Origin of the sequence: Flavobacterium sp. KMS, assembly GCF_000813005.1 — a bacterium.
Taxonomy (GTDB): domain Bacteria; phylum Bacteroidota; class Bacteroidia; order Flavobacteriales; family Flavobacteriaceae; genus Flavobacterium.
In genome coordinates this window covers 132,201-147,819 of record NZ_JSYP01000014.1, presented here as the reverse complement: position 1 = coordinate 147,819, position 15,619 = coordinate 132,201, and the positions used below count along the sequence as shown (strand labels likewise).

The 15,619-nt window shown below is 33.2% G+C and carries 9 protein-coding genes; 6 read left to right on the top strand and 3 right to left on the bottom strand.

All coding sequences use genetic code 11. The features are described 5' to 3' along the window. Positions 1-7 precede the first annotated feature (7 nt). The 3 genes from OA93_RS15260 to OA93_RS15250 all read left to right on the top strand — a co-directional run bounded on the left by OA93_RS15260 (position 8) and on the right by OA93_RS15250 (position 7,406). Positions 8-5,635, top strand: coding sequence for a gliding motility-associated C-terminal domain-containing protein (locus tag OA93_RS15260; protein ID WP_039114245.1), 5,628 nt, complete (start codon positions 8-10; stop codon positions 5,633-5,635). Between the two features lie 161 nt (positions 5,636-5,796). Continuing rightward, entirely contained in the window at positions 5,797-6,141 is a 345-nt protein-coding gene (locus OA93_RS15255) for a hypothetical protein (RefSeq protein ID WP_039114244.1), read from the top strand. A 29-nt stretch (positions 6,142-6,170) separates the two neighbouring features. Then, positions 6,171-7,406, top strand: a complete 1,236-nt coding sequence (locus tag OA93_RS15250) for a PAS domain-containing sensor histidine kinase (protein WP_052259465.1) — start codon at positions 6,171-6,173, stop codon at positions 7,404-7,406. 718 nt (positions 7,407-8,124) lie between these two features. On the opposite strand, the gene pip is transcribed toward OA93_RS15250, so the two are convergent. The 3 genes from pip to OA93_RS15230 are packed head-to-tail and all read right to left on the bottom strand — an operon-like array spanning position 8,125 to position 10,740. Then, positions 8,125-9,042 carry a prolyl aminopeptidase gene (gene pip / locus OA93_RS15240; protein WP_039114242.1) on the bottom strand — a complete coding sequence of 306 codons (918 nt, stop codon included), beginning with the start codon at positions 9,040-9,042 and terminating at the stop codon, positions 8,125-8,127. A gap of 7 nt (positions 9,043-9,049) precedes the next feature. Next, complete coding sequence (locus tag OA93_RS15235) at positions 9,050-9,547, bottom strand: GNAT family N-acetyltransferase (protein WP_039114241.1); 498 nt, start codon at positions 9,545-9,547, stop codon at positions 9,050-9,052. Positions 9,548-9,570: 23 nt separating this feature from the next. After that, complete coding sequence (locus OA93_RS15230; RefSeq protein WP_039114240.1) at positions 9,571-10,740, bottom strand: thioredoxin family protein; 1,170 nt, start codon at positions 10,738-10,740, stop codon at positions 9,571-9,573. 135 nt (positions 10,741-10,875) lie between these two features. On the opposite strand from OA93_RS15230, the gene menD reads away from it, so the two are divergent. The 3 genes from menD to OA93_RS15215 all read left to right on the top strand — a co-directional run bounded on the left by menD (position 10,876) and on the right by OA93_RS15215 (position 15,612). Continuing rightward, positions 10,876-12,537: a 2-succinyl-5-enolpyruvyl-6-hydroxy-3-cyclohexene-1-carboxylic-acid synthase gene (menD, locus tag OA93_RS15225; RefSeq protein ID WP_039114239.1), complete on the top strand. Its 1,662-nt coding sequence runs from the start codon at positions 10,876-10,878 to the stop codon at positions 12,535-12,537. Between the two features lie 102 nt (positions 12,538-12,639). Then, the gene (locus tag OA93_RS15220) at positions 12,640-12,981 is read left to right on the top strand and encodes a DUF2853 family protein (RefSeq protein ID WP_039114238.1); all 342 of its coding nucleotides are present in this window, start codon (positions 12,640-12,642) and stop codon (positions 12,979-12,981) included. A 1,518-nt stretch (positions 12,982-14,499) separates the two neighbouring features. Further along, positions 14,500-15,612: a hypothetical protein gene (locus OA93_RS15215; protein ID WP_205625784.1), complete on the top strand. Its 1,113-nt coding sequence runs from the start codon at positions 14,500-14,502 to the stop codon at positions 15,610-15,612. Positions 15,613-15,619 lie beyond the last annotated feature (7 nt).

Here is a 15,619-nt window from a genome sequence, read left to right as displayed (position 1 = left end):
TAAAAATATGAAGAATATAAAATTACTAATATTGCTTTTGGGTTTTCTGCCATTAGTAGGAGGAGCTCAAGTGCTTGATTTTACGACAGTGAGTACACCAGCCTTTTGTGTAAACGATGGTTCGATTACAGTAACGGCGACTAATGCAGTTGGGAGAGTACAATATGAACTGGTAGATTATAAAGTAACCCGATCAGTAATTGGTACTCCACAAGATGATCCTGTTTTTTTAAATTTGGCACCGGGTACTTATACTGTAGGAGTATATGATGACAACAATGCATCGACTCCAATAACCAAAGAGGTTATTGTGCCAGATTATGGATCAGGAAGGACATTAACAATAAATAATATTTATTCTAACCGATTGGCTTATTGTGCTACGGATACAAATCCTGGGGCAAGATTAACAGTTGTTCCCAATGGAGGTGCTGTTCCTTATACAATAACAATATTAGATACTAATGATGTAATAGTAAGAGAAGAAATTTCATATAGTAGTTATAATTTTCAAGGTATGCCTGCTGGCACTTATAAAATAAGAGTAAAAGACAATTGCGGGACAATTGTAAACAGTAATAGTCCTTATGTTATTGCCCCAAATATTGTTTATAATTTTACTGTTACTACGCCTACATACTGGTATTGGGATAATAATGTTAAAGTTGCTCATGGTGGTGCAGGAACAATATGTGACCCTGTTACTGATGCTTATTATGATTTTAGTTATTCTGGTGGGATTCCTGTAATTACAGGTAATGATGTGTTTCCTATTTCGCAAGTACCAGGAATGACAAGAATGTATGCTGTAGAATATGATGGTGTAAAAACGCCTTATATGACTTATAATGAGCTTATAGCTTATAAGCAACCTTTGCCATTGGATATAAATGCGTGGAAATCTATGACTTTGTGGGTCTCTATTTGCGGAATAGAAAAATCGACTATTTATAATCTGCCATCTCGTAAAAATGAATTTTTGCCTAAGCTTATCGCAAATGCGGGATTAACATTTTACTTAGCCGATGATAAAGCAAGTACGCTTTGTACCCCAACAGGTTTAGTTACATTATCAAGATTATCATTACTTTCGGGTTTTTGTGATCCACTTACTTTAACTATTACTGAAAAAAATGGAGTAGTACCTCCAAAACAATACACTATAACGGCAGCAAACCAAAATGATTTTGAAGCACAGTTAGCGATAGGAAATACTTATACTTTTAAACTTACAGATATTAATGGAAGTGAATTAAACAGACTTTCTTTTGTAAACGTAACAAGAGGGCAATGGATAAACATGAATTCAAGAACAGAAGTGTTTATAGATCCAGCTAATTTTCGTTACTATAATCAAGATGAATTACCGCTTGAATTGGCTAGTATGGCCGATTTTAAAAACTTTGGTAAGAGTCAGCTTGGTATTAAATTAGATTATTATATGCCAATGCCTTATACTATAGCAGTTACAGGGCCCAATGGCTTTTATCTAGAGAAAACGGTTAACACGATGAGCTATAGTGGTACATTGATTAGTGATAATCTGGAAGTGGGCAATTATTCTGTTCATATTACTTCGGCAACAGGATGTTATGACAGGACTTTTACAACTACGTTAGATAGAGTAATAGATAGTATTTCGGTTACTTCAACCATTACACCAGATCCTGTATCTTGTGATCGTTATATAAAAACATTTAATTATAAAATTAGTAATCAGGGATTATTAAGACCTTATCCCAGTACGAGTTTTGAATCTATGTTCAATGTTCCCCAAATAGGTTTTAAAGTAATTGATGGTCCAGCAGGTTATACTGAAACTAATGCAATAGTAGATAGTAGTTATAGTTGGCCAATGTCTTTCCGCGAAACTGTAACAGCAGCTTTTCGAGGTGACATTACAGGACTTTATAAAATAAACCTGGTCGATTATTATACTCCAACAAATGTGTATGGAGGACCTTGGGAACTTGATGTAAAATCAGAATTTCCTGTGTTTGACATGAATGGATCAGGAGGAGTAATTTGTACTGGATCTACAACGGGGACACTAAGTGTTGTGGTGAAAAATGCAACATCGCCAATGTATTACTTAAAAAAGTCTACAGATACCGATTATCCTGTAGTAGGACAAAGTTTCTCTGATTTTCTTAATCTTACCGCAGGTGATTATATGGTAAAAGTAGAAACGGCTTGTTATCCAACAGCATTGGAAGCTTCTTTTAAAATGGATTATGTTAGTAATTTAGGGCATGTTATTACGGGAACCAATGTTTTATGTGATACAGATACATTGAATTTATCTGTTAAATCAATAGGTCCGATAACTAGTGCCGAATGGAGGCTGCCAGATGGAACTACTAAAACTTTTAATACTTTGATACTTGATAATCCTCAATCTGGAGAATATTCAGTGAGAGTTCTCACACGTTCCGGCTGTGTTGTGACAGATAAGATAGAGGTAAAAGTTAAGAGAAGAGCCACTGCAGCCGATATTACAGGACTTAGTCAGACAATTTGCGAAGGAATGGGGGCTGATATGCTTGTTTTATCCAGCGTTGCTAATCCAATATTTACTTGGTATAGTGATGCTGCCTTGACAGATGTAATTGCTACAGGCGAAAATTATGGCGTTACTCCAACTATTACAACAACATATTATGTTACTGTGCAAGGTGATGGAGTTTGCGAAAATGCACCTAATACTGCCAAAGAGATTGTAATAACAGTAAACCCAACACCTGAAATACCAACGGGAGATGTAGTACAATCTTTTTGTGGAGCAGCTACGATAGCCAATCTTGTAACCAATGAAACAGGAGTTATTTGGTTTACTACGGCAACAGGAGGTATTGCAATACCTAATAATACATCTTTAATAAATGGAAGAACTTATTATGGGGAATTACAATCGGGTATTTGTGCTAGTATCTCTAGATTAGCTGTAACAGTTACAATAAAGCGATTAGCAGTTGCTGCTGATATTAGTATTCTTGACCAGACGATATGCCCGGGTATAGGTATTACGTTGCCACCTTACACAACAATAAGCAATCCTATTTTTACTTGGTATGATGATGAAGCGCTAACAAACCCAATAGGTACCTCGCCAATATGGTTAGAACCTCTTGTAACAACAACTTATTATATAACTGTAAAAGGAGATGGTGTTTGTGAAAATTTGCCGGGTACCGCTAAACCGTTTACAATTATTGTAAATCCACATCCTGACACACCTATTGGAGATGCCAATCAATCCTTTTGTGAAGCAGCTACAGTTTCCGATTTAGTAGTATCGGGAATTAATGTTGAATGGTATGATAGCCCAGAGTTTGGTAGGTTTGTTGCGCCGAATACTCCTTTGGTTAATGGAACAACTTATTACGCAGCTTCACATGTTTACCCACTTTGTGAAAGCGAAATTCGTCTTGCAGTAACGGCAACAATTTATCCTGCTTTGGTGGTAACGCCACCAGTTCCACAGATCTCAGGCAACCAATGTATTTTTCCAGATATTAATTTTGATAGTAATGATCCCGGGACTTTATATGTGTGGAGCGTTGATGATTGGAGTATTGGTTTAGAAGATAATTGGATTTCAAGCCCTAATATACCCTCTTTTAAAGCAATTAATAGTGGAACAAAGCCAGTAACAGCAACAGTAACGGTCCATCCAATTGGGACTGTTTGCGGAACGGGGTCTTTTACATTTACCATTACTGTAAATCCAGATATAATCTTGACTAAACCAACTGGTAAAGAGGTTTGTACCAATAATATAGTTTCAGAAATTATTTTTGATAGTAATATAGCAGGAACTACTTATAGTTGGACAAATGATAATCCTAGAATTGGTTTAGCTGCTGTTGGTACAGGAAATATACCTGATTTTACAGCGATTAATACTAGTGATTCTACAGAAATTGCTACAATTACAGTAATACCTACAGCTGCTGGCTGCACAGGTATTCCAGTTGTATTTACTATTAAGGTAAATCCTGAAGGAGTGATAGATAAAATAGAAAACCAGAAAATTTGTGTAGGAGAAACAGCAGTATTAACAGCAAGTAGTTCTACAGTTATCAATCCAGTATTTACTTGGTATAGAGATGCAGCTTTGACAGATGTTTTAGGCGTTGGAGTTAGTTTTACTACACCTGTATTAACAGCTGATAAAATTTATTATGTAACAGTTAAAGGTGATAATGCATGTGAAGCGAATACAGGTATGGCAGTGATGGTAACTGTTAACGAAACAGTACCTCCAACTGGAGATGCTACTCAGGGATTTTGTTTAGCATCTAACGCTACAGTTTCATATTTAGTTACTAATGAAAACAATGTCATTTGGTATGATGCTCCAATTGCAGGGAATATAATTCCGACAGGAACAGCATTAATAAATGGAACTATTTATTACGGATCCTTAACCGTTGGAACGTGTGAAAGTGCCACACGTTTAGCCGTAACGGCAATAATTAATGATGCAAGAACACCAACAGGAGATGCTAACCAAGAATTCTGTTTAAATGAAAAAGCTACAGTTGGAGATTTGGTTACTAATGAAAGCAACGTTATTTGGTATGATGCACCAATTGCAGGAAATATAATTTCGACTAAAAGAGCATTAAATCATGGAGCAATTTATTATGGTTCGTTAAGAGTTGGAGCTTGTGAAAACGTAGTGCGTTTAGCTGTAACAGCAATTATTAAAACCGATTTACCAGGAGAAACCATTGGTTGGAATACTACAGCATGTATTGGCGATGAGGTAACCTACAAAACAACAGCAGCGATGTCCGATTATAATTGGATTGTTACAGGAGGTGTAATTAAGGCAGGAGGACAATTAAATGATGATTTCGTGACTGTTACATGGACAGCAGCAGGAAATGGTTCAATCGGAGTAGAGTTTATCAATGTTTCTAATTGTAATCCGATTGTTACGATACATTTTCCAGTAACAATAGCGGTTTGTTCAGATATAGTAATAGGAAAAGTGGTAAACAATCCAACACCAACAATTGGAGGAAACGTAATATTTACAATAACAACAACCAATATTGGAACAGGTGATTTTAAAAACGTAAGCATTGACGAAATGTTACCATCGGGGTATAGTTACGTAATGGCAACAACTACTTCAGGCAATTATAATAGTGCCAATGGTGTTTGGAATCTTCCAGTTTTAGCTGCGGGAACAACCGAAACATTAACGCTAACAGCAAAAGTACTGGAAACAGGAGATTATCTTAATGTAGCTTATTTAAAGAATTCAACACCTACAGATCCTAATCCAGATAATAACCGTGCAGAAGCAGCAGTTGTTCCTACAGGTGTAGTGATCTATAATGCAGTTTCTGCCAATGGAGATGGATTAAATGATTATTTTAAAATAGAAGGGCTGCAGCATTATCCAGACAATACCGTAGAGATTTATAATCGCTGGGGAGTAAAGATTTATGAAGCTAATGGATACGGATTAAACAATAATGTATTCCGTGGTATATCTGAAGGAAGATCAACGGTTAAAAATGGAGATATCGTACCAGCTGGAACGTATTTTTATATTCTGCGTTATAAAACAAATACAGAATCAAGAATTGAAAAAAGCGGGTATTTATATATTAATTAAGCCCAGCAATAAGATTAGATTATAAAACAAAAATTGTTCAATAAATGATTTTGAACAGTTTTTGTTTCTCAATTTGTATTGATAAGTAAGGATACAAATCAATACTATAAGAATATAATAACAGTTTTGGGTTTTGCTCAGAGCTAAATTATAAGGAAACGATGAAGAAAAAAAGAGGATTGGTATATGATAGTCAGAAATGTTTTTCGAGATTCTTAAAATATGAATTCAAAGAACATTTTGCATTCGATGTATATAAAAATTTTAAAAACTTCGATGGAGAAGTAGAAGAATATGCCGTAATGTTATTTGTGGTTTATTCGGATAAAGAGTTAATAGATTTAATGCAAATACATAGAAGAGGAGTTCCATTAATAGTTTCGACACTAAATGAAGAAATGAAATCAAAACTTGAAAAAATAGAGGATATACTATTATTTGATCCAACCAAAGTTAAATCAGAAATGAGAGCCGAATTAAAGTTCTATCTAAATATAGTTGCATAAAAGGGGTTATAATAAAGTAAAAAACAAGTATGCCGTTACTCTTTGATAAAGTTAAATACAGAAATACTAATTTATATAAAATAAAGCTTGATAAGCTAAAAGCTATATACCTATTTATAGATAAGTTTTTATCTAAAAGAATCCCCAAAGCAATTGCTTTAAGAAAACAAAAAGCAAAATTTAAACTATCAGAAGAGCATTTTCAATTTGCATTAGAAGCGTCCTCCATAGGAGTTTGGGACTGGGATATAAGAACAAATACCGTTTTTTATTCGTCGCAATCAATGAAAATACTCGACTTAAAATTGACAGATACTTTTGATAATTCACAACGTTGGGATAAAATAGTCCATCCAGATGATTTAGAAAAATATTATGCAACCATTCAAAAACACTTTGATAAGAAAATACCCTTTTACGAAAATTACCATCGAATAATAACTTCAGATGGAGAGTATAAATGGATTCTGGACAAAGGTAAAGTTATAGAACGGGATATAAACGGGAGACCATTAAGAGTTATAGGAACTCATATTGATATCTCTTCCCAAAAAGAGAAAGAATTAGAATTAAAAAATAAGATAGAATTATACCGCAAGCAAAAACATCGTTTGTTGAATTTTTCATATATCGTTTCACATAATTTAAACACCCATATAAGTAATATTAAATTGCTTTTGGATATTAATGAATTAAAAGGAAATAAAAACGATATCGAAACTTTAATGAATCTTCGAACAGTTTCTAATGACCTAAACGAGACATTAACCGATTTGTCTCAGATAGTTAATATTCAGAATAACCTAAACATAGTGGTTAAGCCATTAGATATAAATTTTTATTTCATGAAAGTTTTGTCTTTAATTAATGGATATAATCATAAAAACAAAGTAGCTATAGAAAACAATATTCCCGTAGGAACTGTTGTTAATTTTAATCCGGCCTATTTAGAAAGTGTGTTGTTGAATTTTTTTACAAATGCAATTAGATATGCACACCCCAATCGTTTTCCGATAATTAAATTAAACTTCTTTATAGAAAACGAAAAAAAAACGCTGACCATAGCCGATAACGGTTTAGGAATTGATCTGGATAAATATGGAGATTTATTATTTGGAATGTATAAAACATTTCATAGACATAAAGACGGACAAGGATTAGGTTTATATATTGCAAAAAATCAAATCGAAGCCATGAAAGGGCAAGTAAGTGTAAGTAGTAAAGTAGGTGAAGGAGCAACTTTTAAAATTGTATTTAATGATTGATTCTTCAGAGATAAAAATATAAATGTAGTAAGATGAGTATTATTATAAAACCAATAGTAGATCACGAAAAATATATGGTCAATGAACATTTAGTCTATAGAGACAGGCTCTGGAACTGGTCCTGCAAAGATGATTTGTCAAACAAAGAACTTCAAGCTTTTAAACTCTATGAAAAATTGATTATAAAGAATTCAAGAATAAAAAAACATATTAAAGCAGTATATAACATCAATAATGTAAAAAATAGGACCTAATTGAACAGTTTGATGCTAATTCAAACAAACTTTTTTAAATAAATGAATTAGTGAAAATTGGTGACAGAAAATTAACCGCAAAGATCACAATCCCGACGTTAAATGTTATTAAGTTAAGGGAAAATAGAGAAAAATGATTGATGATTTTTGATTAACGTCTCGAAGCGTCGGGATTGATTTCAGATGAATGAAACCTCAGAAAAATCGACAATCTTACTATTTACAAACACCATACCTTCAATCTGAAATTTCTTAACTTAATGACATTGAGTGTCAGGACGAGAGAAAATCCGTTTTTATCTGTGTTTTCGCTTTAGCGAATCTGTGTCATCCGCGTTCCCTTATAGACAATCTTTGTCGAGAATACAATTAACCATGACTGGCTAAAAAAGAGCTTAACTTAATGATATTGCGCTTCGGGATACGCAAAGCACGCAAAGTTTAGAAATTCTATCTAGCAATTTTTAGTTGTTTAAAAATGTAATAATTCTATTTTCAATTGCAGGTTCGGTGTCAGAATGCCCTGCATTTTCAATATATAAGACAGAATTATTTAATTTTTCATGTAGTTCCTGAGCATATTCAATTGGGCAAATTACATCGTTTTCTCCATGAATTATAGTTATTGGTATGCTATCTAGTTTATCCACATTTTTAGTAATATAGTCTTCTTCAATAAAACAATTATTACCAAGATAGTGTGCTTCTAATATTGAAAGAGAATGATAAGGAATTTGTTTTACAATAGCATCAATTTCCTTATCTGATAATTCTTGTTTAAAAATAGATATTTCGTAGAATGCCCATTCGTAACAATAGAATTCTTTGTTTTCGGCTGTTCCGTTTAACATCTGTGATAGATAATATTCAGATATTTTTTGTCTAGAGTTTACGGGGACATTATTTTCAAACCGATTCCATTCTTTTGGGTACTTATCTTTGATACCGCCATTAGTAAAATGGTCAATTGATTTTTTGTCTCCCAGAAAAATAGCTCTAAGCAATAGACTTTTAGTTTTTTGAGGATTCTTAATGGTATATACAAGACTTAAAGTTGTTCCCCAAGAACCGCCAAAAATGTTGATTTTATCAATATTCAGATGATTTAAAAGTGTATTGATATCATCGATTAAATGTTGAGTGTTATTTTCTTCTATACAGCCAAAAGGTTCACTTTTAGAAGAGCCCCTTTGGTCAAAAAAAATCACTTTATGTTTTTTAAAATCAAAGAAACGTTTATCATTTTCAGAAAAACCAGCACCAGGCCCTCCGTGAACAAATAGGTATGGAACTCCATTTGTATTTCCGCAAACCTCATAATATATTTTATGAAGTTTACTGACCTCAAGAAAACCTTTTTCGATAGTGTAGTTTTGTTCCAATAGATTTCTATTTAAGAATCAATTGCATGAAAACCAAATCCAGCCAATGGTCAAATTTATACCCAACTTCACGAATAGTTCCAGTTGCTACAAATCCGAACTTCTCATGAAAAGTAATACTTCCTGCATTGTCAGCATCAATTGCACCAATCATAACGTGATATCCCTGTTCCTTAGCAAGCCGAATTAATTCAGTCAATAATTTAGAACCAATACCTTTGCCAATTGTGTTTTCTGTAACGTACACAGAATGCTCTACGGTGTATTGATAGCCAATTTTTTCTCTAAACGGACCATAACTACCAAAACCAATAACTTCACCGTCTAGCTCAGCTACAATAACGGGCAGGTTTTTAGCATTCTTATCTTCAAACCATTTTTGCTGAACATCAATAGTCTGAATTTCATAGCTATAATTAGCCGTAGTATGTAAAATAGAATAGTTAACAATATCAAGAATTTTTTCTAAATCCTCAGAGGTGGCTTGTCGAAGTGTAACAGACATATTGAGTTGTATTATTTGTGGTTTTATTTAAGTTCTGCTAGTAAAGCATCGGCATCTTTAGAGTCCCAATCCATTTCCTTGCAAATAGCTTTTGCTTTCTTAGCATATACCAAAGCCGATTTTTTGTCTTTAATTTTAATATAAAGGCGGGATAACAGTAAATTACCATCATAAGAATCATTTAGTTCTAACGAGCGTTTTACCCATTCTATTGATTTTTTAAGACTTTCAACATCAGTAATGTTTTTTAAGTATACTTCACCGATTTCTTTTAAGATACTCGGAGTATTCCACACATATTTTTGAGTTCCATCTAAAGTTGTTTTCTTATAATATCCCCAATTAGTACTTCTTTCAGCAATGGTTAAATCATAAGAAAAAATAAGAGAATCAGTTTTTTGAAGCTTAATCGTCTTAGCAATTTCCCTCTGTTTGTAGTAATTAATAGTATCCAGGCTTTCAGTATAAGGACGAAGCAATTCGGTAACGATATTAATTATTTTTTTCTCTACACGATCAGCAGAAGCAACAGTTCCGAACTCTTTTTGGTGTTGTAATACATATTGAAATTCATGCGATTGTATATCACTCACACCATTTGCAATAATACGCCAGTTCATTTCGGTAAGCAATTGAGCGTCTGATTGTGTGGCAAGATAAGTATGAGTAGCTTTAGATAAATCGACTCTTTCACGGCCTTTTCTTAACGTATTTAAATAAGCCAAACATTTATTAGCATTACTTGGATCAGCCATAAAAACAGACTCCAAATAAGGCAATTGCATTTTTGGATTTAAGGCATTTTTAATTTCGTTTAAAAATTCAGGAGTTTTTATTTCACCTTTCAAATTATATAAAACAGTTTCATTAGCATCAACAATCAAAAAACTAGGTAGTGATTTAGTGTCAAACTTCGTTTTTAGAGCAAGACCTTCTTCTTTATCAATATCTTTCCAGACACAAATATAATTATCCTTTAAAAAAGCCATTACCGTAGCATCCTGAAAAGTGCTATTTTTCATTGCATTACAATGCGGGCACCAAGTAGCATAAAGCATAATAAAAACAGGTTTGTTTTCTTGTTTAGCCTTAACCAATGCATCTTTATAAGTAATATCATCGTGAACAAATTGTTTTTGAGCATTTCCGGTATGAATAAAAAGGATAAGTAAGGATAGATAAATAAAACGCATGATTCTACTGTTTTTAGTAAAGATAATAGTTACAAATATATTTCCTTTTTCTATAATTAGATGGTAATATATTGTTATTTATACCCTAAATCATTTCTGAACTTACTAACTTTGTACTTTATAATTTCCAAGAAAATGATTTACCCCAAAATACCTCTGGCTCAGAGTATCATTCAGATTTGTTTAGAAAAAGGAATCACCAACATAATTATATCTCCAGGATCACGAAATGCACCTTTAACCATAGGATTTGTTAGTAATCCGGCTTTTCAGTGCTATAGCATAGCCGACGAAAGATGTGCTGCATTTTTTGCATTAGGAATCGCACAACAAACTGGGCAACCAACAGCTTTAGTATGTACTTCGGGTTCAGCATTATTAAATTACTATCCCGCTTTTGCAGAAGCATTTTATAGCCAGATTCCGTTAATAGTAATCTCGGCAGACCGTCCGCAAAGCAAGATAGATATTGGCGACGGGCAAACCATTCGTCAGGAAAACGTGTATATAAACCATTCTTTATACAACGCTAATTTACATGAAGATGTTTCGTTTGATAACGATAAGAAAATAAACGAAGCCATAGATACGGCCAGAGCCCAAAAAGGACCAGTACATATTAATGCACCTTTTGAAGAGCCATTGTATGAAACCGTTTCAGAACTTGCCGTAAAACCTATAATAAACACTTACGTAAAAGAAAACCAGCCAGAAACAATTGGAGATTTAGCCGATATGGTTGCTGCTTGGAACAAATCGACTCGTAAGATGATACTTGTGGGAGTAAACGAGCCAGACACAATTAATAAAGAAATAATCGAAGGATTGGCAAATGATAAATCAGTAGTAGTTTTAACCGAAACAACGTCTAATTTACATCATCCGAGTTTTATCAATAGCATCGATACTTTAATTACACCATTTACAGCCACCGATTTTGAAGATTTTCAGCCTGAAATTTTAGTAACTTTTGGAGGAATGATCGTTTCTAAACGTATAAAGGCGTTTTTACGAAAGTACAAACCAAAACAACATTGGCATATAGATACATTAAGAGCTTATGATACATTTGGAGCTTTATCGAAGCATATAAAAACAAACCCAAATGATTTTTTTAAAGCCTTTTTACCACAAACGGAAACTATAGAGAGCGATTACTTCTTAAGAATTAATAAAATAAATGATTTAAGAAAAGTAAGAGCAAAGGAATATTTAAGTAAAATCCCGTTTTCGGACTTTAAAGTATTCGAAAAAGTAATAGAATCATTGCCTAAGGATAGTCAGTTACAAATAAGTAACAGTTCAGCCATTCGATATGCACAATTAATAGATATCGATTCATCTATTAGTGTATTCTGTAATCGTGGTACAAGTGGTATCGATGGTAGTACATCGACAGCCATAGGAGCTGCAGTTGGCAATTCTAAACCAGTAGTTTTTATTACAGGAGATATTAGTTTCTTGTACGATAGTAACGCTTTATGGAACAGTTATATCCCTAATAATTTTAAGATTATAATCATAAATAATGGAGGAGGAGGAATCTTCCGTATTTTGCCAGGACATCAGGAACAACCAGTGTTTAATACCTTTTTTGAAACATCACATCATTTAACCGCTGAGTATTTGGCGGGAATGTTTAAGATGAATTACATAAAAGCAGACAATGAAAGTTCGTTACAATCAGGACTAGAAACACTGTATAATGTAAATGAGGCACCAGCTATTTTAGAAATCTTTACACCAACAGTCGAAAACGATAAAATATTACTTCAGTTTTTTAAAGAGTTATTGTAGGTTTAATTTTCATAAAAATTACTTAAAATAAAGGCTTGTATAGAATAAATGCTTAAATTTGAGAATATAAACTAGTATTAATCAAATATTAAAATTTTATTTATGAGCGCAAGAGACGAATTAATTGTAAAGTATGCTGCTGACTTAAAAGATAAATGCGGCGTAACTCCGAATATGGATTTATTGACAAAAGTAACCATCGGTTGTGGGCCGTCAATATATAACGCAGATGCAGCTACAGTTGCAGGAACTCAAAAATCGGAATTAGATACTGTAAAGAATAATTTTTTAATCAAAAAATTAGGCTTGCCAGATGGTCCCGCTTTAGATGCAGGAATTGATGCAGTATTAGAAAAATACGGGCGCTCAAACAAACATAAATACAGAGCAGTAGTATACTACTTATTAACGCTACACTTTAAAAAAGAAAGTGTTTATAAATAGTATTTAAACTTCCAAATATAGAAAGCTGTCCGTAAAGTAATTTCGAGCAGTTTTTTGTTTTTGGTTTGATTTTTCCTATATCTAGGTACTAAAAATCAATGATTATGCAGCCAGTTTTTAAACTACATTCGGTTTATCAGCAAGATTTTTTTCCATTGAATTTAAATGATCTGATCCCAGAGAATTATTTTATCCGATTAATAGATTAGTATTGTTGAACAGTTAGAAATTTCAGACATTATTTCATAGTTTAAAGGCGGGCGGGGGTAAAATTCAGCTATCATCCTAAAATGATATTGAAAATACTTTTTCACGGGTAGCATTACTTTTATGCGCATGAAAGAAGATCATTTGCGCAACGGACAATTAAAAACGGGTTATAATGTTCAGATTTTTACAGAAAATCTAATCATTACATATTCCTCAACCAACCATACTTCTACTGATTTTACCACACTAAATATTTTAGTCCTTTGCGTGGGCAATGTTTTAAAGCGCAGGTCAATAGTAGGATAGAAATAAAATACAATCTTAAGATAAAAGACTTAAATTCAATGTAATATGGGATTCAGAAAGTGTGTTGGCAAGGGGAAATTATAGTAAAAGATGTATTGAACCAGAACTGATTTTTGGAAACATCAAGTAAAACAAAGGATTTAAAAGATTTACACTTACCAAAACAGCCAAAGTAAATATTGAATTTGGTCTGATTGCTATTGCTCATAACTTTTCTAAAAGGGTAGCAAAAACCCGTTTGGGCAATTTCAACCTCATTTTTGACCTCGTAGAAGTCTTAGGCGAGTTTATAGAAGACTATTTTAGCCAAATTTAAATTTTCAAGAAACATTCTGTAAATTAAATGATATTTAAACCACAAGAGGTTGTCTTTTTAGACAACCTCTTTTTTATTATACAAATCGGAGTTATAATAAAAAAACAGAATCTTAAAATAAGCTTTAACAAGATCTTACGAATTAATTATAGTGCTTTTAAAGAATAATTTCGGAATGTCTAATATATAAAAATACGTAAAGGTTTTTTAATCAGATAAATAATTCACCTTATTTTAATATTCTTTTGCCTTTTAGAGGTTAAATAATTTTTTTTTAGTGCATATTTTTATTAAATAATTTTTGAACGCATACAGTAAATATTATGCAAACCATAAAATTTTGACATATTTTTTAACTCAGTTTAATATTATCCGTCGTAGGAAGTCTTTAGAAACTATTGCTACTATTATAGACAAATATTGATTGTGAATAAAGATCAAAAAATACATGCAATATATAAGAAGTGATGTTGAAAAAGATATTATTTAACTTTCCGATTGTACTTAAAACCATTATTATGAAAAAAAAGATTTATTTACCTGTAGCAGTATTTATTATTGCTATTGTTTTATTTACAGGTTGCAGTAAGAATGATTCTTCTGACGATAGTGAAAATCTCAATGTTAAACAAAATGATTATCCCATTGTACTCGTACATGGCTTTATGGGGTGGGGCAGAGATGAAATGAATGGATATCATTATTGGGGTGGCAAGGGCGATATCCAAGAGTATCTTAAGTCACAAGGTTATGAAACTTATACTGCATCTGTAGGTCCTTTATCCAGTAATTGGGACAGAGCTATTGAGCTTTATTATTATATCAAAGGAGGTCAGGTTGATTATGGTGCAGTACATTCGGCAAAATATGGGCATGCCCGATATGGTAAGTTTTACGAGGGATTGTATCCTAACTGGGATGGTAAAAGTAAAATACACTTGATAGGACATAGTATGGGAGGTCCTACTCCTCGCTTTCTGATCCAGTTATTAGAGAATGGAGATCCGCAAGAAATGGCTTTTGTGCCTAAAACAAATGATGAAGCGCCTACTTCGGATTTGTTTAAAGGTGGTAAAAAAGGCTGGGTAAACAGCTTTACTTCTATTTGCGGATGCCATAACGGTACTATCACCGCCGATGATGGTAATATATTACCATTTAGCCAACTAAAAGACTTTCTATACGAAGTGGCAGTAGTGGCAGGAGTATCAACTTCCGAAAACTTTTATGACTTCAATCTCCAACAATGGGGTATTGAAAAGAAACAAGGACAAAGTTTTGATGATTATTGGGAGCAGGTAATAAAAAGCAGGCTATGGACAACTACCGATAACAGTAGTTATGATTTGACTATTACTGCTTCTCGTGAACAAAATGCCTATTGCAGCATATCGCCAAATGTATATTATCAAACCTATACATTGGATGCCACAGTTCCAGGCTTAGGAAATAGCGACATAAGACTACCTCAGGAAAGTATGAATCCAATGCTAAAAATAACCGCAGCAAGAATGGGTATGACAGATAGGGATCTACCTTTGGGCTACATGGAATGGCGTTATAACGATGGGGCCATCCAAAAAGCCAGTGCTATGTATCCTATAGGTCAACCTTACCAAGACGCAAATACGGCTAAAAATGCTAGCGGGAGAAGTAAAGGTATATGGTATGTAAATCCAATTATTTCAGGTGGTCCGGACCATTTAAGTATAGTAATGCCAGATAAAACAATTTCTATTGATTACCTGAATGACTTTTATTTGAATATCGCAAAAACAGTGCGTCAATATCCTAAATAATAATGTG

Bases quoted from the DNA above. Each gene is read 5' to 3' on its own strand.
- OA93_RS15260 (WP_039114245.1), top strand. From the start codon at position 8: ATGAAGAATATAAAATTACTAATATTGCTTTTGGGTTTTCTGCCATTA.
- OA93_RS15255 (WP_039114244.1), top strand. From the start codon at position 5,797: ATGAAGAAAAAAAGAGGATTGGTATATGATAGTCAGAAATGTTTTTCG.
- OA93_RS15250 (WP_052259465.1), top strand. From the start codon at position 6,171: ATGCCGTTACTCTTTGATAAAGTTAAATACAGAAATACTAATTTATAT.
- OA93_RS15235 (WP_039114241.1), bottom strand. From the start codon at position 9,547: ATGTCTGTTACACTTCGACAAGCCACCTCTGAGGATTTAGAAAAAATT.
- OA93_RS15230 (WP_039114240.1), bottom strand. From the start codon at position 10,740: ATGCGTTTTATTTATCTATCCTTACTTATCCTTTTTATTCATACCGGA.
- menD (WP_039114239.1), top strand. From the start codon at position 10,876: ATGATTTACCCCAAAATACCTCTGGCTCAGAGTATCATTCAGATTTGT.
- OA93_RS15220 (WP_039114238.1), top strand. From the start codon at position 12,640: ATGAGCGCAAGAGACGAATTAATTGTAAAGTATGCTGCTGACTTAAAA.
- OA93_RS15215 (WP_205625784.1), top strand. From the start codon at position 14,500: ATGAATGGATATCATTATTGGGGTGGCAAGGGCGATATCCAAGAGTAT.